Source organism: Streptomyces sp. Q6 (assembly GCF_036967205.1).
Taxonomy (GTDB): Bacteria; Actinomycetota; Actinomycetes; order Streptomycetales; family Streptomycetaceae; genus Streptomyces; species Streptomyces citrinus.
The window spans coordinates 3,192,198-3,209,845 of the sequence record NZ_CP146022.1; the positions used below are offsets into that span (position 1 = coordinate 3,192,198).

Annotated in this window: 13 protein-coding genes and 1 tRNA gene; 13 read left to right on the plus strand and 1 reads right to left on the minus strand. The window is 73.2% G+C overall.

Annotated elements, in window-relative coordinates; translation table 11 throughout:
- The first annotated feature begins 34 nt into the window (after positions 1–34).
- From ehuD to V2W30_RS14840, 8 genes are all read left to right on the plus strand, one after another.
- Complete coding sequence (ehuD, locus tag V2W30_RS14805) at positions 35–652, plus strand: ectoine/hydroxyectoine ABC transporter permease subunit EhuD (protein ID WP_338703611.1); 618 nt, start codon at positions 35–37, stop codon at positions 650–652.
- Entirely contained in the window at positions 642–1,457 is an 816-nt protein-coding gene (ehuA, locus tag V2W30_RS14810) for an ectoine/hydroxyectoine ABC transporter ATP-binding protein EhuA (RefSeq protein ID WP_338696833.1), read from the plus strand. The genes ehuD and ehuA overlap by 11 nt, the downstream gene beginning before the upstream one ends.
- A 172-nt stretch (positions 1,458–1,629) precedes the next feature.
- The gene (locus tag V2W30_RS14815; protein ID WP_338703613.1) at positions 1,630–2,400 is read left to right on the plus strand and encodes an IclR family transcriptional regulator; all 771 of its coding nucleotides are present in this window, start codon (positions 1,630–1,632) and stop codon (positions 2,398–2,400) included.
- A gap of 62 nt (positions 2,401–2,462) precedes the next feature.
- A tRNA-Lys gene (locus V2W30_RS14820) sits at positions 2,463–2,536 on the plus strand.
- 365 nt (positions 2,537–2,901) lie between these two features.
- Positions 2,902–3,882: an AfsA-related hotdog domain-containing protein gene (locus tag V2W30_RS14825; protein WP_338696835.1), complete on the plus strand. Its 981-nt coding sequence runs from the start codon at positions 2,902–2,904 to the stop codon at positions 3,880–3,882.
- Positions 3,883–3,889: 7 nt separating this feature from the next.
- A complete protein-coding gene (locus V2W30_RS14830) occupies positions 3,890–6,526 on the plus strand; it encodes an AfsR/SARP family transcriptional regulator (RefSeq protein ID WP_338696837.1) in 2,637 nt (878 codons plus the stop codon).
- Positions 6,527–6,932: 406 nt separating this feature from the next.
- Entirely contained in the window at positions 6,933–7,709 is a 777-nt protein-coding gene (locus V2W30_RS14835; protein ID WP_338696839.1) for a thioesterase II family protein, read from the plus strand.
- 187 nt (positions 7,710–7,896) lie between these two features.
- The gene (locus V2W30_RS14840; RefSeq protein ID WP_338696841.1) at positions 7,897–9,438 is read left to right on the plus strand and encodes a transketolase C-terminal domain-containing protein; all 1,542 of its coding nucleotides are present in this window, start codon (positions 7,897–7,899) and stop codon (positions 9,436–9,438) included.
- Between the two features lie 395 nt (positions 9,439–9,833).
- On the opposite strand, the gene V2W30_RS14845 is transcribed toward V2W30_RS14840, so the two are convergent.
- Entirely contained in the window at positions 9,834–11,354 is a 1,521-nt protein-coding gene (locus V2W30_RS14845) for a DHA2 family efflux MFS transporter permease subunit (RefSeq protein WP_338696843.1), read from the minus strand.
- 265 nt (positions 11,355–11,619) lie between these two features.
- Here V2W30_RS14845 and V2W30_RS14850 point away from each other — a divergent pair, with 265 nt between their 5' ends.
- The 5 genes from V2W30_RS14850 (at position 11,620) to V2W30_RS14870 (ending at position 17,644) form a co-directional block, all read left to right on the plus strand.
- The gene (locus tag V2W30_RS14850; RefSeq protein ID WP_338696844.1) at positions 11,620–12,903 is read left to right on the plus strand and encodes an FAD-dependent oxidoreductase; all 1,284 of its coding nucleotides are present in this window, start codon (positions 11,620–11,622) and stop codon (positions 12,901–12,903) included.
- Positions 12,900–14,126, plus strand: a complete 1,227-nt coding sequence (locus V2W30_RS14855; protein ID WP_338696845.1) for a cytochrome P450 — start codon at positions 12,900–12,902, stop codon at positions 14,124–14,126. Before V2W30_RS14850 ends, V2W30_RS14855 begins: the two co-directional genes overlap by 4 nt.
- Before the next feature lie 61 nt (positions 14,127–14,187).
- Positions 14,188–14,574 (plus strand): YrdB family protein, encoded by a 387-nt coding sequence (locus tag V2W30_RS14860; RefSeq protein ID WP_338696846.1) that lies wholly within the window; start codon positions 14,188–14,190, stop codon positions 14,572–14,574.
- A gap of 53 nt (positions 14,575–14,627) precedes the next feature.
- The gene (locus V2W30_RS14865; RefSeq protein ID WP_338696848.1) at positions 14,628–16,556 is read left to right on the plus strand and encodes an HAD-IIIC family phosphatase; all 1,929 of its coding nucleotides are present in this window, start codon (positions 14,628–14,630) and stop codon (positions 16,554–16,556) included.
- A complete protein-coding gene (locus V2W30_RS14870; RefSeq protein WP_338696850.1) occupies positions 16,553–17,644 on the plus strand; it encodes an alkene reductase in 1,092 nt (363 codons plus the stop codon). The genes V2W30_RS14865 and V2W30_RS14870 overlap by 4 nt, the downstream gene beginning before the upstream one ends.
- Positions 17,645–17,648: the final 4 nt, after the last annotated feature.

Here is a 17,648-nt window from a genome sequence, read left to right on the forward strand (position 1 = left end):
GTCGGGCTGGGACTGGAACGCGGTCTCGGACTTCATGCCGCATTTCTGGGACGGGCTGCTCGTCACGTTGCAGGCCCTGGTCCTCGGCTCGCTGATCTCGTTCAGCGTCGGCCTGGTGTGGGCCGTCGCGTTCCGCGCGCCCACCCGTTTCGTCCGCTGGCCCGTCGGGCTCGTCACGGAGTTCATCCGTAACACCCCGCTCCTGGTCCAGCTGTTCTTCCTCTTCTTCGTGCTGCCGGAGTGGGGCGTGCAGTTCTCGGCGCTGACCACCGGTGTCGTGGCGATCGGCCTGCACTACTCGACGTACACGGCGCAGGTGTACCGCGCCGGCATCGAGGCCGTCCCGGCCGGCCAGTGGGAGGCGGCCCGCGCGCTGAGCCTGCCGTACCGCAGGACGTGGACCGCGGTGATCCTGCCGCAGGCCATCCGTCGTGTGGTGCCCGCGCTCGGCAACTACGTCGTGGCGATGCTGAAGGACACCCCGCTGCTCGCGGGCATCGGCGTCCTGGAGCTGCTTCAGCGCTCGCGCCTCCAGGCGGCCCAGACGTTCCAGTACACGGAGGCCCTCACGGTCGTCGGTGTCGCCTTCATCGTCATCTCCTACACCGCATCCCTTCTCCTCCGATCCCTGGAGCGACGCCTTGTCCGCTGACACGAACGTCTCGAAAGAACAGCCCAACCCCAAGGTGGACGGCAAGGAGCTGATCCGCTTCGACAAGGTGGTGAAGCGGTTCGGCGGCAACACCGTCCTCGACGAGCTGGACTTCTCCGTCGCCTCCGGCAAGCACGTCACGCTGATCGGCCCGTCCGGCTCCGGCAAGACGACGATCCTGCGGCTCCTGATGACGCTGATCAAGCCCGACGAGGGCACGATCAGCGTGGGCGGGGAGTACCTGACCCACGAGAAGAAGAACGGCACGCTGGTCCCGGCCGGCGAGAAGCACGTCCGCGAGGTCCGCAAGAACATCGGGATGGTGTTCCAGCAGTTCAACCTCTTCCCGAACATGAAGGTCCTGCGCAACGTCATGGAGGCGCCGGTCACGGTGCTCGGGATGCCCAAGGACGAGGCGGAGCAGCGGGCCCGCGAGCTGCTCGACATGGTCGGGCTCGGCGACCGCTGCGACGCGTACCCGACGCAGCTCTCCGGCGGTCAGCAGCAGCGCGTCGCGATCGCGCGGGCGCTCGCGATGCGTCCACAGGTGCTGCTGCTCGACGAGGTGACGTCCGCGCTCGACCCGGAGCTGGTGGCCGGAGTCCTCGACGTCCTCCGGGACATCGCGCACACCACGGACATCACCATGCTCTGTGTGACCCATGAGATGAACTTCGCCCGGGACATCTCGGACCAGGTTCTGATGTTCGACGCGGGCCGGGTCATCGAGTCCGGTTCGCCGGAGAAGATTTTCACCGAGCCCGAGCACGATCGGACCCGGGAGTTCCTGAGCGCGGTCCTGTGACCTGCCGCGCACCGGATGGGGCATGACTTTGGCATATGCCAGGGTGGCGCGGGCCTGCTGAGAGGCACGGAACGCGCCACCAATCTCCCCAACAGCCGCCCCTATTGGGTGTGTTGGCGGCTATCGTGGACGGAGCTTAGCTGTCCGGAACCGTTCCATGCAGGGGGATCCCGTGGCGCTGAAGCACGAGCCGAGCGCGTCGTCGTACCAGCCGCACCAGTCGGTGCAGCACGCCTTGCGCGTGCTGGAGACCGTCGCCCAGCGGGGCGTCGGCGTCACCGACGTCGAGCTGGCGCGCGTCTGCGAACTGCCCGCGGACCAGTTGACGGCGCTGCTGCGGATGCTGCGACGCGAGGGCTTCGTCCGGCAGATCGCCGACGGCGCGTACGTCACCGGCGAGACCCTGACCAGGCTCGACTCCGCCGAGGGCCGGGAGGCCGCCCTCGCCGACCAGCTCCAGCGGACGCTGGACGAGCTGCGGGACCTGGTGGGCGCGGCGGTCTACATGAGCCGGTACGTCGACGGGGAGATCCGCGTCACCCAGTACGCGGCGGGGCCCGAGACACCCGCGGTGAACGAGTGGGTGGACTTCCGCTCCTCGGCGCACGCCAGCGCGATCGGCAAGAGCCTGCTCGGTCAGCTCGACGTGAACGGGCGGCGCGACCACCTCTCCCGGCACAAGATGGCCCGCCTCACCTCGCGCACCATCACGAACGAGAAGGTGCTCCTGTCCAAGCTGGCGTCCCAGCCGCCGACGGTCCCCGTCCTCGACCTCCAGGAGTACGCGGTCGGCACGGTCTGCGCGGCGGTCCCGATCACGGCGGGCGCCACGGTCGGCTGCCTGGCCCTCTCCCTCCCGCTCGAACACGCCCACCGCCTGCACCGAGCGGCGGACCGCCTGAACAGGGGCGCGGCACCGGTCCTGCTGTCGCTGGCGATCTGAGGCGCGGCCGGGCCGTGGTCACGACCACCCCCGGGGACCAGGTACGATTTACGAGTCAGCAAGCGCCGCTAGCTCAGTTGGTTAGAGCAGCTGACTCTTAATCAGCGGGTCCGGGGTTCGAGTCCCTGGCGGCGCACCGACAGACGAAGGCCCCCCGAGAAATCGGGGGGCCTTCGCCGTTACCCACCCCCACGCACCCGGGACCACGCCTCGCCTGTCCGGCTGGGGGTCCGGGGGTCATCCCCCGGAAGACGCAGCATCAGCGGGTCCGGGGTGCGAGTCCCTGGCGGCGCACCGACAGACGAAGGCCCCCCGAGCGATCGGGGGGCCTTCGTCGTTCCTTCGTGGCCCCCGCCGTCTCCCCTGGCGGTGAGCGCGTGAGCGCAGGTGGGGCTCATGAAACCGTCATGTGCGAGCCATGACGTGTGGCATTTCGTCGGGGACGTGGGGGCGCAAGACTCGTCGGGTCCGGGCCTCATGACTTGCCGCGGAGGACTTCGCATGGACCCCACACTGACGCTGGCCCCTTTCTTCCCCGGCCCGCAGCACCTCGTGCACAAGCCCGACAGCCCGGAGGCCTACCTGCTCGGGGCGGGAACGCCGGCGCCGCAGCGGTTCACCTTCGCCACCGAGCTGCCCGACGCCCATCCGCTGTTCGACGGGGCGGACCGGCCGTTCCACGATCTGCTGTTCCCCGTCGAAGCGCTGCGCCGTGCCGCCCTGTTCGCGGCGCGGCAGTACTTCCGGGTGCCGGAGAAACGCGTCACCGCGATGGCCACGGCCGGCACCGAGATCACCGAGGTCGAGGCGTGGCGCAGCAGCGGCGCGGCCGGGGTGTCCGCGCGGATCTCGCTCGACCTGACGCTCACCCCCGTCGACGTCGTCACCGGCGTACCGCGGGGCATGGAGTGCGAGGCCGTCGTCGCGATCGACGGGCGGCGCTGCGGCACCGCCATGGCCCGGCTCGTCTTCCTCAGCCCCGGCGTGCACCGCGCCCACCGCACGGCCGGGCGGCAGCAGAGCGAGCGGAGCCTGGCCGGACGGCCGCGGGCGGTCACCGGCAGCCCGACGCCGGAGCAGGTCGGGCGGGGCGCCGCGCACCACGTGTTCGTCGGGCTGCCCGTGCCCGACGGTGACGACACGCTCGTCCTGCCCGTGGACACCGCCGCCGCAGCGACGCTGCTCGGCGACGGCTCCGACGCGGTGCCGCCGGCCCTGTTCCTGGAGGCCTCCCGGCAGGCCGCGCTGATCGCCGCCGCCGAACTGCACGGCTTCCTGCCCGCGCACGCGGTCCTCACCCGGTGGCGCGCCGCGTTCCGCGGCTACGCCGAGCCGGAACTCGCCCTGCACTGCGCCGTACGCAGCAAGGGCACCCCCGTCCGGGACGCGGCCCGCCGCCCGGCGATCCGACTGCACCTGTCGTTCCTCCAGGGCGACCGCGAGGTGGCCCAGGTGGCGGCGACCGTGCTTCAGGACTGCTGAGGTCCCCATGCGTTTCCGTGTCCTCGGGCCGGTCCGGATGGCCCCCGCCACGCCCTCCGCGGCCAAGCCGAGGGCAGTGCTCGCGACGCTGCTCACCCAGGCGAACAGCGTGGTGTCGACCCACACCCTGATCGACGAGTTATGGGGAACCGAGCCTCCGCGCACCGCCACGACCACGTTGCAGGTCTACGTGTCCCAGCTGCGCAAGGCGCTCCTGGCCGGCGCGGCCGACGGGCGGCAGCCGCTGCTCACGAGGCCGCCCGGCTACCTCCTGCGCGTCGCGCCGGACGACCTCGACCTGCTGGCCTTCGAGGCGCTGCGGGAACAGGGCCGGGCCGCCCACACGCGTGGCGAGTACGCCGAGGCGTCCCGCGCCCTCGGCACCGCGCTCGACCTGTGGACCGGGCCCGCGCTGTCCGGCATCCCGCACGGCCCGACCCTGGAGAGTTCCGCGATCCGGCTCGACGAGCTGCGCGCGGAGGTCCTCGAACAGCGCATCGCCGCCGATCTGCGGCTCGGCAAGCACCAGGAGCTGATCGGTGAGCTGAAGTCGCTGGTCCACGACCATCCGCTGCGCGAGACGGTGCACTGCCATCTGATGGTGGCGCTGTACCGGTCGGGCCGGCAGTCGGACGCCCTGGACGTCTACCACGCGGCCCGCCGCGCCCTCGTCACGGAGCTCGGCGTCGAGCCCGGCCCCGTGATGAGCCGCCTGCACGAGCGGATCCTGGCCGGCGACCCGCACCTGGCCCGGCACGGCGGCCCGGCACCGACGTCCGCCGTGCCCACGACGGGCCCGTCGGCGGCCGCGGTGGTACGGCTGCCCGCGCCCGTGCCCGACTTCACCGGACGCACCTCCCAGCTCGCCCTCGGCAGAAGGTTCCTGGCCGCGGCGGGGCCCGGTGCGAGCCGGCTGCTCGCGGTGTCCGGGCGGGCGGGCGTGGGGAAGACGGCGCTGGTCACCCAGCTCGCGCACGAGGCGGCGGACCGGTTCCCCGACGGGCGGCTGCTGCTGGTGCTGCGTGACGCGGGCGGCCGAGCGCTGACCCCGCCGGCCGTGCTCACGACGCTGCTGCGGTGGCTGCGCGACCCGGTGGACACGGCGGTCGGCGGCGCGGCGGACACCGCGGCGCTCGAACCCGACGAGGTGCTGCACGCCCGCACCCAGGGCCGCCGGATCCTGTTCGTCCTCGACGACGTGGTCTCCGAGGCGCAGGTACGTCCGCTGCTCGCCGCCGCCCCGGACTGCACCGTCGTCCTGACCAGCAGGCAGCCGCTCGGCGCGCTCGAAGGGGCGCGGCACATCGCGCTCGACGTGTTCCGGGTGGCCGAGGCCCGGGAGTTCCTGCTGCGCTGCGGCGGCGAGTCGCTGCGCGCGGACCCGAAGGCCGTCGCCGAGATCGCCCGGCTGTGCGGCAGCCTGCCGCTGGCGTTGCGGGTCGCCGCCGCCGGGCTCGCGGCGCGGCCGCACTGGAGCGCCGAGGACCTGGTCGCGCGGCTCACCGACGAGCGGACCCGGCTGGCCGCGCTGGCCCTCGGCGACCTCGACGTGCGCAGCGGGCTGCTCGCCGCGTACCGGGAGGCGGGCGTGCAGGAGCGGCTCGCGTTCCGGCTGCTCGGCCTCGCGCCGCTGCCCGACTTCCCGCTGTGGGGCGCGGCGGCGCTGCTCGCCTGCGATCTGCCCGAGGCGGACCGGCACGTCGAGGAGCTGGTACGTACCCAGCTGCTCGAGGCGCGGCCCTGCCCGGGGCGGCTCACGCCCAAGCGGTACGGGTTCCATCCGCTGCTGCGCTCGCTGTCCCTGGAACTGCTCGGCGCGGGGTCGCCGGGTGCGACGGAGCGGCTGTGCCGGGCGTATCTGGCGCTCGCCCAGCACTCGGACGCCCGGCTCGCCCCGGGCCGCGACCGGCTGGCGCGGGCGGTGACACCGCCGCCGGGCATCGATCCGTTGGAGGTGGTGGGCGACGCGGCGCTCTCCTGGTTCCAGGAGGAGGCGGCCGGGCTGCTCGAAGCGGTGCGGCAGGCGCACGCCGGCGGGCTGTGGGAGCTGTGCTTCGGGATCGCGTCGGCGAGCGCCGGGTTCTACGAGGCCGGCGCGGTCTGGGACGACTGGGAACTCAGCCACGAACTCGCTCTGGACGCCGCACGGCAGGCCGACGACCGGCAGGCCGAGGCGGTGCTGCTCCAGTCGCTGGCCGCGCTCGACTGGCAGCGCCACCTCGCGGCGTCGTCGCTGGACCGCTACCGCCTCGCCTGGCACCTGTTCACCCGGCTCGGCGACCACGCCTCGGCCGCGCGCTGTCTGTCCGGTGAGGCGGACGTGGTGCTCGGCCAGGGCCGGGTGGCGCGGGCCGAGCGCGGTTACGTACGGGCGCTGACCGGGGCCCGTGCCGCGTCCGACGCGCGCGGCGCCGCGCACGCGCTGCGCGGGCTCGCCCTGGTGGCGGTGCGCGAGGGCCGTTTCGAGGAGGCGCTCGGCCGGCTCGCGGAGTGCGAGCGGTGGGCGCGCGGGGTGGGCGACCGGCGCTGGCAGGAGTACACGGCGCGGGTCAGCCGTGCGGTCGGCGAGGGCGCCGGCCGGGCGGGTCTGCCGTTGGAGGTGCGGCCGGGCATGTGGCTGCTCTCGTCGCCGGCCGGGGCCTGAGGTGGGTGCCGTGCGCCGGGGCGCGGGTGCCCGCGGGCCCGCCGCGGCCCGGGGATGGGGGCCTGCGGCGGGCTCTCTTCACGGGGACGCCGACATCCTGCGGCGCGGTCACGACTCTGCCGCGGACCGCTAAAGGCTCGGCTCAGCCGACGCCCGCCGAACCGTCCGTAGGGCCCAACTCGCTCACGTACGGCCAGATTTGGCCACGCTTTAGCCGTCAACCGCATGCTGACTGGCGTCGGCCGGGATCCGCCTCGCGGCTTCGACGGCGTCCTCCCGGTCGGGAGCCCGCCCCGCCCGTGCGCACCTCACGGCACGGGCCGGGCCTCGCCCGTCCGATCGGCCGCCGCACGCGACGGATCCCGGCCGACGCACCCACGCTGGACGGAACCCGAGGCGGAGCAAGATGACGCGATACCTGTCCCGGAGCAGCATCGACGAGAGTGCGGGCGCGGACGTGCGGCTGTTCTGCTTCCCGTACGCGGGTGGCGGCGCCTCCGCGTACGGGCGGTGGCAGCGCATCCTGGACGCCCATGGCGCGGGGGTGCGGGTCCTGCCCATCCAACTGCCCGGCCGCGAAGGACGTATCGACGAACCGCGGTTCACGGATCTGAGCGCCCTGATCGACGACATGGACGCCGAGCTCGACGACGAGCTCGACCGTCCGCACATCTTCTACGGGCACAGCATGGGTGCCCTCATCGCCTATTCGCTGGCCTGGCGCCGGCAGCAGCGTGGCGCGCCGCTGCCGCTCGCCGTGGCCCTGAGCGCCTACCGGGCCCCGCACCTGCCCGCGCCCCTGATCGCCCGTCCCGAGGCCAGTGACGAGGAGCTGATCGAGAGCCTCGCCTCGCTGGGCGGCATCCCCCAAGTGCTGCTCAACCACCCGGACTTCCTGTCGGCACTCCTGCCGGTGGCCCGCGACGACCTGCTGCTGTGCACGGGCAACGCGGCGTCCCTGACGTCCGAACCGCTGCGGGTGCCGCTGCACCTGTTCGCGGGCCGGCGCGACCGGCTGGTGTCGGTGCCCGAGGTGGTGTCGTGGCGGCGGCACGCGGGGCGCGGCTGCGAGGTGCGCACGATGCCCGGCGGGCACTTCTTCGTACGGGCCCACGAGGACACGTTCCTGCGGGAACTGGCCACGCTGGCACGGCAGTACGCCCGGGTCCCCGTCGCCGCGTGAGCGACATCCCGAGATCGGTTCCCGGACGGCCGGGCCATGACGTCCTCATGGCCCGGCCGTCCGCGTGTTCACCGGAATCCACCCCCCGAAGGCGATCCGACGCGCCTCACCGACCTGCTCGTTCGGCCGGGGGTCCGGGGCTCGCTCCCCGGGAAGACACCGCACCCCCGCGCCCAGGAGGCACGTCTTGATCCTCGCCCCCCATGAGATACGCGTCCTTCCGCACCGGCGTCTGCCCCTGCTCGCGCGGCAGGTGCGGGCGGCGCTGGCGGCGCGGCCCGACGGAGCCGCCGCGCGGGACGCGGTGGAGCCCGCGCTCGCCCTGTGCCGGGTCTTCGACTCCGCGAGCGATGTGTTCGTCTCCGACGGCCACGAACTCGCCCTCGTCTGGCACCTCCTCACCGGGGCGCCAGAGTTGCCCGGCCCGCGCTCGTGCCCGCACCCGCCGTCGGGGGTGCGGGCACTGTCGTACGCGGAGGGGCTCGCCCGTGCGCTGTGGCTGGCCGGGGACACCGGTCGGCGGGTCGTCGTCGTGGCGCGGGCGGCGACGCTGTCCACCGCCACGGGGCGCGCGGCGCTCGACACGCTGGCCCGCTGCCCGGCCCCGGTCGTCGTCCTCGCCCTGACCGACGCGGACCACACGGATCACGCGGGTCACGCGGGTCACGCGGGCCCCGTGCGGACATCGGACGTGCTGCCGGTGGTGCTGCGCCGGGCTCGTGAACTCCTGGCTCCGGGACGCGAGATGGAGGTGCTCGGTCCTGTCGACGCGGCGCGCGGGCGGGAGTTGGAGGCTGCTCTGGTACGGGCCAGGGACGCGGGGCGCACCGTCGTCGTGCGGTGCCGGGTCGACGGCGGGAGCCGTGCCGTGGCGCCCGCCTCGCCGGCGTGGGAGGCGGTCCTCGGTGACGAGCTTGCGGCGGTGGGCGCGGAGCTGCCCGAGGTGATAGCCGTACGGGTGCAGGGTGAACTCGACGCGGGAACCGCGCCGTTCGCCCGGCGGCACCCCGAGCGCACGGTGACGCCCGCGGGCGCCGAGCCGCAGATCGCGGCCTGCGCGGCCGGCCTCGCCGCGGGTCGGCTCCACCCGGTCGTGGTCGCCCACGACGACTTCGCCGGGCGGGCCCTCGCCGGGTGCCAGGCCGGTCCCGAGCACGCCGGGGTGACGTTCGCGCTCGGCGGGAGCGGTCCGGTCGCGGCGGTGCCTGGGGTGCGGCGGGCCCAGCCGCGCGACGCGGCGCGGCTGCGGGCGCAGTTGCGGGAGGCGCTCGGCGTCGAGGACGCGCCCACCCTGGTCCGCTTCCCCTCGGGACCGGTCGGCCCCGACATCGAGGCGCAGGCCCACGACCGGGGCGTCGACGTGCTGTACGGCGTGGAGGGCGGGGCCCGCGGTGACGCGCTGATCGTGTCGGTCGGGGCGCACGCCCGGCTCGCCCTGGCGGCGGCGCGGGTGGCGCGGAGCCGGGGGCTGACGGTGACCGTGGTGGACCCGCGGTGGGCCGATCCGCTGCCCGACCGGGTCGTCACCCTCGCCGCGCGGCACCTCCTGGTGGCTGTCGTCGAGGACGGCGACGGTGCGGGTGGGGTGCGGGAGGAGTTGGCGCGGCGGTTGGCGGAGGCGGGGGCCCGGGTGCCGGTGGTGGCCGCGGTTCCTTGGGAGTCCGAGGCGGAGGCGCTGGCCGCTGTGTTGGTTGCCGGGGTGGGGGCGGCTGACTCCGTCGGGGCGTAGGGCTCCGCCGGGGTGAGGGGTCGCCGGGGTGGGGTTCGCCGGGGTGGGGTGAGGGCGGGGTCTGTTCCTCGGGCCTGATGGAGTCCACGCCACGGGGCTCCGCCCCGGCCCCGCTGCTCAATCGCCGCAGGGGCTTGATTCTGGATCGCTTGTCGGTCACCGCGGGGCTTGATTGTGGATCGCTTGTCCGTCACCGCGGGGCTTGATTGTGGATCGCTTGTCCGTCACCGCGGGGCTTGATTGTGGATCGCTTGTCCGTCACCGCGGGGCTTGATTGTGGATCGCTTGTCCGTCACCGCGGGGGTTGATTGTGGCCCGGGTGTGCCCCCCATGAAGAACACACCTGCGGCCCGGCACCTCGGGAGGTGTCGGGCCGGGGGTGGTTGGGGTGGGGGTCAGCCGACCTTTTCGTTCTGGCGGTGGGGGGTCGCGGGCTGGACGGGGGTCGGGGGCAGGGGTTCCGTCGTGGGCAGGGGGTCGGCCGACTCCGTGGGCTGGGTGATCACTCCTCGGCGGAAGCCGAAGAGGCCGTTCAGGACGGAGAGGGCCAGGAAGACGAACAGGACGAGGAACGCGGCCTGGAGGCCGTGGACCAGGGCCACGTTCGGGGTCGCGCCGTCCGCCACCTGGGCGGCGGTGCGGTTGTTGAGGACGGTGACGGCGACGGCGATGCCGAACGCGGCGCCGATCTGCGTCGACGCGTTGAGCAGCGCGGACGTGGTGCCCGCGTCCTCGTCGGTGGCCTCGGACGTGCCGACGACGGGCGTCGGGATGAGGCAGCACACCAGGCCGATGCCGAACAGCGCGGTGACCGGCAGCAGGAAGCTCCAGTAGCCGCTGTGCACCGGCATCCGGGTCAGCAGGAAGACACAGGCGGCGAGCGCCACCGTACCGAGCAGGTACATGGAGCGCGGCCCGGTCTTGCCGATCATCTGCGAGGCGACCGGCGCGAGCGTCATCAGGGCGATGCTCACCGGGAGGTAGGCGAGGCCGGTCTGGAGCGGGCTGTAGTCGAGGACGCCCTGCATCCACAGCGGCAGCAGGAAGAAGATCGGCATCATCATCGCGGCGGTGAGGAACTCACCGAGGCTGCCGGCCACCACGGACCGGGAGCGGAACAGCCGCAGCGGCACGAGCGGCGCGGCGCTGCGCTGCTCGACGAGGACGAACGAGACGAGCAGGACGGCGGCGACGATCAGCGAGCCGTAGGTGCGCCAGTCGCCCCAGCCGTGCTCGCTGCTGGTCACGATGCCGTAGACGAGCAGCAGCAGACCGCCGGTCGCGGTGACGGCGCCGGCCAGGTCGGCGGGCGGCCGGGCTCCGGTGGGACGCGGGACCTTGATGAGCGCGACGGCACCGACGGCGATCAGCACGCCGACGGGCACGTTGATCCAGAACGCCCAGCGCCAGTCGGCGTTGACGATGGCGCCACCGAGGATCGTGCCGATGCTGGCGCCGATGCCGATGACCGCGCCCCACACGCCGAACGCCTTGGCGCGTTCCTTCGCGTCGGGGAAGACCGTCACGAGGATCGACAGGGAGGCGGGCGACAGCGCGGCGGCGCCGATGCCCTGGAGTGCGCGGGCGGTGAGCAGCGCGCTCTCGGAGTCGGCGAGGCCGGCGCCGAGGGAGGCGAGGGTGAACAGGCCGAGGCCGGCCAGGAACACGACACGGCGCCCGACGACGTCGGCGAGCCGCCCGCCGAGCAGCAGGAGCCCTCCGAAGAGGAGGACGTAGATGTTCATGACCCACTGGAGTCCGGTCGTGGACAGGCCGATGGCTTCCTGCAGCCGGGGGCCCATCACGTTGACGACGGACGAGTCGATGGCGATGACGAACTGGGCAAGGGAGATGACTCCGAGCACCCACCAACGCCGGGGGTCCGGCGGGGCGGTGGCGGCCGAGTCGGTGTTCATGGGTTCTCCTCGCAGGCCGGGCCGGGAAGCCGGCGGCGACTTGGGGTCTGGGGATTCGGGTGGTGCAGGGGTCGCACACGGGGGTTCAGGGGTGATCGCGAGCGGGTTTGCGTACGAGGAAGCAGGCTGCCCCCGGCCGCTTGTGCGGTGCTGAAGCCGGGCGTCCGTACGGCGGTGCAAGGCGTCCTTTAGGCCATCGCGGCACGGTGGCGCCATCGGTTCAGCAGCACCTCAGCAGCAGGATCAGCAGCAGGAAGGGGAAACCATGGCTGCGGCAGTGTCCGCGCAGGTGTGCGTCGTCGGGGGCGGTCCCGCCGGTCTGACGCTCGCCCTGGAACTGGCCCGGCGCGGTGTCGAGGTCGTGGTGGTGGAGCAGAGCGCTCACTTCGACCGGTCGTTCCGCGGCGAGTCCATCTCGCCCGACTCCGTATGGCTCCTGAAGCAGCTCGGCATCCTCGGCAAGGTCGAGGACCAGACGCTGGTCACCCGCCGGATGGAGATCACCGACGCGGGCCGCACCGTGCTGTCCGCCGACTTCTCGCGCTTCGACCAGCCGTGCCCGTATCCGATGGAGCTGCCCCAGCCGCCGCTGCTCGACGCGCTCGCCGAGGAGGCCGGCGCGCTGCCGACGTTCCGGATGCTGCGCCGGGCCAAGGCCGTGCGGCTCCTGACCGAGGGCACCCGGGTCTCGGGCGTGGTGGCCCAGCTCCCCGACGGCCCGGTGGAGATCTCGGCGGCGCTGACGGTGGCGGCCGACGGCCGCTTCAGCAAGGTCCGCGAGATGGCCGGAATCGACTACACGAAGATTCCGCTGGAGCGGGACTTCGTGTGGTTCAAGGCGCCGATGCCGAAGGAGTGGGATCTGCACACCTACCGGGTGCGGATCCTCGGCGACCGGCACGGCCTGTTCATCCCGACCGTGCCGGACCTCGTGCGGATCGGGTTCAACATCCCCAAGGGCGGGCTGCGCGAGCTGCGCGCGCAGGGCATCGGCGCGCTGCACGCGCGGATCGACGCGCTGGCGCCGCAGGCGGGCCCGGGGGTGCGGGAGCACGTGACCAGCTGGTCGGACACCTCGATGCTGGACATCTTCACCACGGTCGTCCCGAAGTGGTGGCGGCCCGGGGTCGCGCTGATCGGGGACGCCGCGCACACGCTGACGCCGGTCCTCGGGCAGGGCGTCAACCACGCGATCATCGACGCGGTGACGCTGGCCCCGCTCGTCGCCCGCGCGCTGAAGGGCGGCGGCGCGCCGGACGCGCGGCTCGACACCGCGTGCACCCGGTTCCAGTCCGCGCGGGAGGCGTCGGTCGCCACGGCGCGCGGACTCCAGCTGCGCCAGGAGAAGGCGTTCGCGCTGGCCTCGCCGGTCGCGGTCGCGCTGCGCCGCACCGCCTACCGGACCGTGTCCGCGAGCGATGTCCTCAAGCGCCGCATCCTCTCCGGCGTCTACTACCAGCTCCAGCAGGCGGTGCGCGACGGCCGCACCCGGCTCGACCTGGCCGACCGCTCCGCTTCCCCGTCGCCCACTGGAGGACCGCAGTCATGACCGAGCAGCTCGACAAGCCCGTGACGCAGGACGCCGAGGAGGTGCTCGGCTACCCGTTCGCGCGTGCCTCGGCGCTGGAGCCCTGCCCGCACTACGCCCGGCTGCGCGCGACGTCACCGGTGCAGCGGGTACGGATGCCCAGCGGCGACCAGGCGTACCTCGTGACGACGTACGACGACGTGCGCACGGTGCTGTCCGACGCGCGCTTCAGCCGGGCCGCGACGACCCGGCCCGACGCGCCGCGGATGGGCGCCGCCACCCAGAACTTCCGCAGTCTGCTGAACATGGACGCGCCCGAGCACACCCGGGTGCGCAAGCTGGTGTCGCGGGAGTTCACCGCGCGCCGGGTCGCGGATCTGCGGCCGCGCATCCAGGAGCACACCGACCGGTTCCTGGACGCGATGGAGGCGTCGGGTTCGCCCGCGGACCTGATCCCGGCGCTCGCGTTCCCGCTGCCGGTGACGATGATCTGCGAGCTGCTCGGGGTGCCGTTCGAGGACCGGGAGAAGTTCGGGTCCTGGTCGGCGACGTTCCTGGCGGCCGGGTCGCTGCCGGCCGAGGAGGTGCTCGCCTCGCAGGTGGCGCTGCGCGACTACCTGGCCGAGCAGGTCGCCCTCAAGCGCGACAGGCCGGGCACGGACCTGCTCTCCGCGCTGGTGTCGATCCACGACGCGGACGAGGGGCGCCTGGACGAACAGGAGCTGATCTTCCTGGGGATCTCGCTGCTCGTCGCGGGCCACGAGACGACGGTCAACCAGATCGGCAACAGCGTTCTCGCGCTGCTCACCCACCCCGAGGAGCTGGCCGCGGTGCGCGCGGACCCCGAGCGGATCGGGCGGGCCACCGAGGAGCTGCTGCGGATGTACCCGCCGGGTGACGAGGCGCTGCTGCGGATCACGCTGGAGGACGTCGAGCTGAGCGGGACCGTCGTGCCCGCGGGCAGCGCGGTGCTGCCCTCGCTCGGATCGGCGAACCGCGACGCCTGCCAGTTCGCCGGCGCGGACACCCTGGACATCTCCCGCGAGACCAACCCCCATCTGACCTTCGGGCAGGGCACCCACTACTGCCTGGGCTCCGGACTCGCCCGTGCCGAGCTCCAGATAGCCGTCGGCACGCTGCTGCGTCGTTTCCCCACGTTGCGGCTCGCGGTGGACGAGAGTGAACTGCCCCGTCCGGAGGGCAGGTTGGTGCACGGGGTGTCGTCGCTGCCGGTCGCCTGGTGACCGAAGCGGCCGACCCCCATGTGTGCCGCTTAGGAAGCACCCCCACGAAGGAGAAAGCAGGATGCGGATGACCACGGGACTCGGCTACCACCCGGCCATGCTCGGCCTCAGGTTCGTGCTCGAACTGACGGCCCTCGTCTGCTTCGGGTACTGGGCCTGGCGGACGAGCCCCGGCGCGCTGCGGTATGTCGCGGTGGTCGCGGTGCCGCTCCTGGTGGCCGTCGCCTGGGGTGTGTTCGCCACCCCCGGCGACGAGTCGCGCAGCGGCGACGCCGTCGTCGCGACCGCCGGAGGCCTGCGGCTCCTCCTCGAACTCGCCGTGTTCTTCGGCGGCGCCGCCGCGCTGTACGCGGCCGGCGCGCACATCCCGGCCGTGGCCCTGACCGCGGTCCTCCTCGCCTACCACGCCGCGTCCCTCGACCGAGTCGCCTGGTTGCTGCGCCACTGACATGACGTGGCGGCCCGAGGCGCTTCGGTCCACGCCGACAGGAGAAGACTGACGTGACCCAAGCAGTGACCACCGCCGAGGACGTTCGCCTCGGGCCGCTGGACCGGCTGCGCGCGCTGCACCAGGAGGGGAGGATCGCCGAGGAGTATCCGGCGATCGCCCCGCTCCTGGCCGATCTGGCCCTGCCCGACCCGGATTTCGCGGCGCTCGCGCGGGCCGGCCGGATTCTTTCCCGCACCTCCGTGGACCGTATCGAGGAGCTGCATCCGTCCGCCGCGGCCGTCCGGGTCGCGGTGGCCGGGCACGGCATGCTCGACGCGCTGACCCCGGCGCTGACCGCCCAGTTCGCGCGGCACGGCATACCGCTGCGCTGCGGCGAGGCCGAGTACGACTCGTGGCTGCGCGATCTCCAGGACCTGTCCAGCCCGCTGTACGCGCCGGGCACCGACCTGGCGCTGTGCGTCCTGGACGGGCAGCTCGTGTTCGACGAGCTGCCCGTGCCGTGGTCGGCCGCGGACGTGGGCGCCGCCCTCGACGCCAAGCTGGAGCAGCTGACCGCGCTGGTCGCCCGGTACGGCGAGCACGGCCCCGGCACCCTCGTGCTGAACACGCTGCCGCTGCTCGGCACGCAGCTGCGGCAGCTCGTCGACCATGCGAGCCGCGCCGAGCTGGCGGCGCGCTGGCGGGAGTTCAACGCGGCGCTGCTGCGGCTGACCGCCGCCCATCCGCGGCTGCACGTCGTCGACCTGGACGTGCTGGTCGCCGAGTCGGGGCCGGTGCGCGACACCCGCCTCGCGGTGTACGCGAAGGTGCATCTCGGCGAGGAGCTCCTCGGCCGCTACGCCCGCGAGGTCGCCCATCTGGGCCGTACCCTGCGCGGCCGGGCCAAGAAGGTGCTCGTCGTCGACCTCGACAACACGCTGTGGGACGGCATCCTCGGCGACGACGGCCCGGACGGCATCGCGGCCGCCACCACCTACCGGGGTGAGGCGTTCGGCAAGTTCCAGAAGGCCGTCAAGCAGATCGGGGCGCAGGGCGTGCTGCTCGCGGTGAGCAGCAAGAACGACCAGGAGCCCGTGCTCGCGGTGCTGCGCGACCATCCCGACATGGTGCTGCGCGAGGGTGACTTCGCCCGGGTCCACGCCAACTGGGATCCCAAGGACGGCAATCTGCGCGCCATCGCGTCCCGGCTCAACCTGGGCGTGGACAGTTTCGTCTTCGCCGACGACTCGCCGTTCGAGTGCGGTCTGGTCTCCTCCAGCCTGCCCGAGGTCGCGGTCGTACGCCTCGACGAGGAGCCGGCGCTGCACGTGGACCGGCTGCTCGCGGACGGCTGGTTCGACGTGCGGGCGCTGACCGCGGAGGACCGGCTGCGCGCCGAGCAGTACCGGAGCGAGGCCGACCGGCAGGACCTCCAGGAGTCGGCGGGGTCGATGGAGGAGTATCTCGCGGCCCTGGACGTGCGCCTGGACATCTCGCCGGTCCGCGACCACGAGGTGGCCCGGATCGCCCAGATCACCCTGCGCACCAACCAGTTCAACCTGACCACCCTGCGGCTCCAGCAGACCGAGGTGCAGCAACGCCGGGACGCCGCGGACCAGTTGGTGCTCGCGGTGCGGGCCCGGGACCGCTTCGGTGACAACGGCGTCGTCGGCGCGGTCTTCGCGCACCGCGCGGACGGCGTGCTGCACCTGGACAACATGCTGCTCAGCTGCCGGGTCTTCGCCCGCGGCATCGAGCAGGCCACGGTGTCCGTGCTGCTCGCCCACGCGGCCGCGACCGGCGCTTCGGCGGTGCACGCCCGCTACCGGCCGACCGCCAAGAACCACCGGGTCCGCGACTTCTACCCCTCGCTCGGTTTCACGACGACCGCCGAATCGGCGGACGGCGAGCTGGACTTCGCGCACGATCTCACCGACCTTCCGGAGGTGCCCGCGCACCTCACCCTCGCCGTCGACCTCACCGAGGGGCAGCCGTCATGACCTCCCTGTTCGACCGCACCACGATGGCGGGCCTGTCCCTGCCCAACCGCATCGCCATGGCGCCGATGAACCGCGGCCGCGTCGACGACGAGGGCGTGCCGAGTCCGCTGATGGCCGAGTACTACGCGCAGCGCTCCTCGGCGGGGCTGCTGATCGCCGACTCGACGTACCCGGGGCCGCTGGGCCGCGGCTACCGGATGCCGGGCCTGTGCACCGCCGACCACGTCGAGGGCTGGACGCGGGTGACGCGGGCCGTGCATCTCAACGGCGGCCGGATCTTCGTCCAGTTGCAGCACGCGGGGCGGATCAGCCATCCCGATCTGCTCGACGGGCAGCTGCCGGTCGCGCCGTCGGCGGTGCGCCCGCCGGACGCGGTCCTGGAGTACGAGGGCCGCAAGCCGTTCGAGGTGCCGCACGCGCTGACCACGGCCGAGGTCGAGGACACCGTCAGGGAGTTCGCGGCGTCGGCCCGGCGGGCGGTCCTCGCCGGGTTCGACGGGATCGAACTCCAGGGCGCCAACGGGTACTTGCTGCACCAGTTCATGGGCGTCAACACGAATCTGCGCACCGACCGCTACGGCGGTTCGCCGGGCGCGCGGGCCCGGATGGCGATCGAGACGGCGCAGGCCGCGGCCGAGACGATCGGCGCGCACCGGGTCGGCATCCGGCTCTCCCCCGGCAACATCTTCAACGACATGGACGAGGGCGACACCCCGGCGCTGTACGAGGCGCTGGTGCCGGCGCTGGCCCGGCTCGGCCTCGCCTATGTGCACGTCGTGGAGAACGGGGAGCGCGAGTACACCCGGCTGCTGCGCAAGCTGTGGCCGTACACGCTGATCGTCAGTCCGCGGCACGAGCCGATGGTGCATCCGACGACGGGCTGCTTCGCCGAGCCGGTGGGCCTCGACGCGGCCCGTGAGGTCCTCGACGAGCAGCTGGCCGATCTCGTCGCGTTCGGGCGGCACTTCATCGCCAACCCGGACCTGCCGCGCCGGCTCGCCGAAGGGGCGCCGCTGAACCCGCTGGACTTCGCGACGCTGTATCCGGGGCACGCGGCGGGGTACACGGATTATCCTGCGCTGCCCTGAGCCG

What these genes read in the sequence shown, in the direction of transcription:
- ehuD (WP_338703611.1), top strand. Translation starts at nt 35, where the DNA reads ATGCCGCATTTCTGGGACGGGCTGCTCGTCACGTTGCAGGCCCTGGTC.
- V2W30_RS14825 (WP_338696835.1), top strand. Translation starts at nt 2,902, where the DNA reads ATGGACCCCACACTGACGCTGGCCCCTTTCTTCCCCGGCCCGCAGCAC.
- V2W30_RS14830 (WP_338696837.1), top strand. Translation starts at nt 3,890, where the DNA reads ATGCGTTTCCGTGTCCTCGGGCCGGTCCGGATGGCCCCCGCCACGCCC.
- V2W30_RS14835 (WP_338696839.1), top strand. Translation starts at nt 6,933, where the DNA reads ATGACGCGATACCTGTCCCGGAGCAGCATCGACGAGAGTGCGGGCGCG.
- V2W30_RS14845 (WP_338696843.1), bottom strand. Translation starts at nt 11,354, where the DNA reads ATGAACACCGACTCGGCCGCCACCGCCCCGCCGGACCCCCGGCGTTGG.
- V2W30_RS14850 (WP_338696844.1), top strand. Translation starts at nt 11,620, where the DNA reads ATGGCTGCGGCAGTGTCCGCGCAGGTGTGCGTCGTCGGGGGCGGTCCC.
- V2W30_RS14855 (WP_338696845.1), top strand. Translation starts at nt 12,900, where the DNA reads ATGACCGAGCAGCTCGACAAGCCCGTGACGCAGGACGCCGAGGAGGTG.
- V2W30_RS14860 (WP_338696846.1), top strand. Translation starts at nt 14,188, where the DNA reads ATGCGGATGACCACGGGACTCGGCTACCACCCGGCCATGCTCGGCCTC.
- V2W30_RS14870 (WP_338696850.1), top strand. Translation starts at nt 16,553, where the DNA reads ATGACCTCCCTGTTCGACCGCACCACGATGGCGGGCCTGTCCCTGCCC.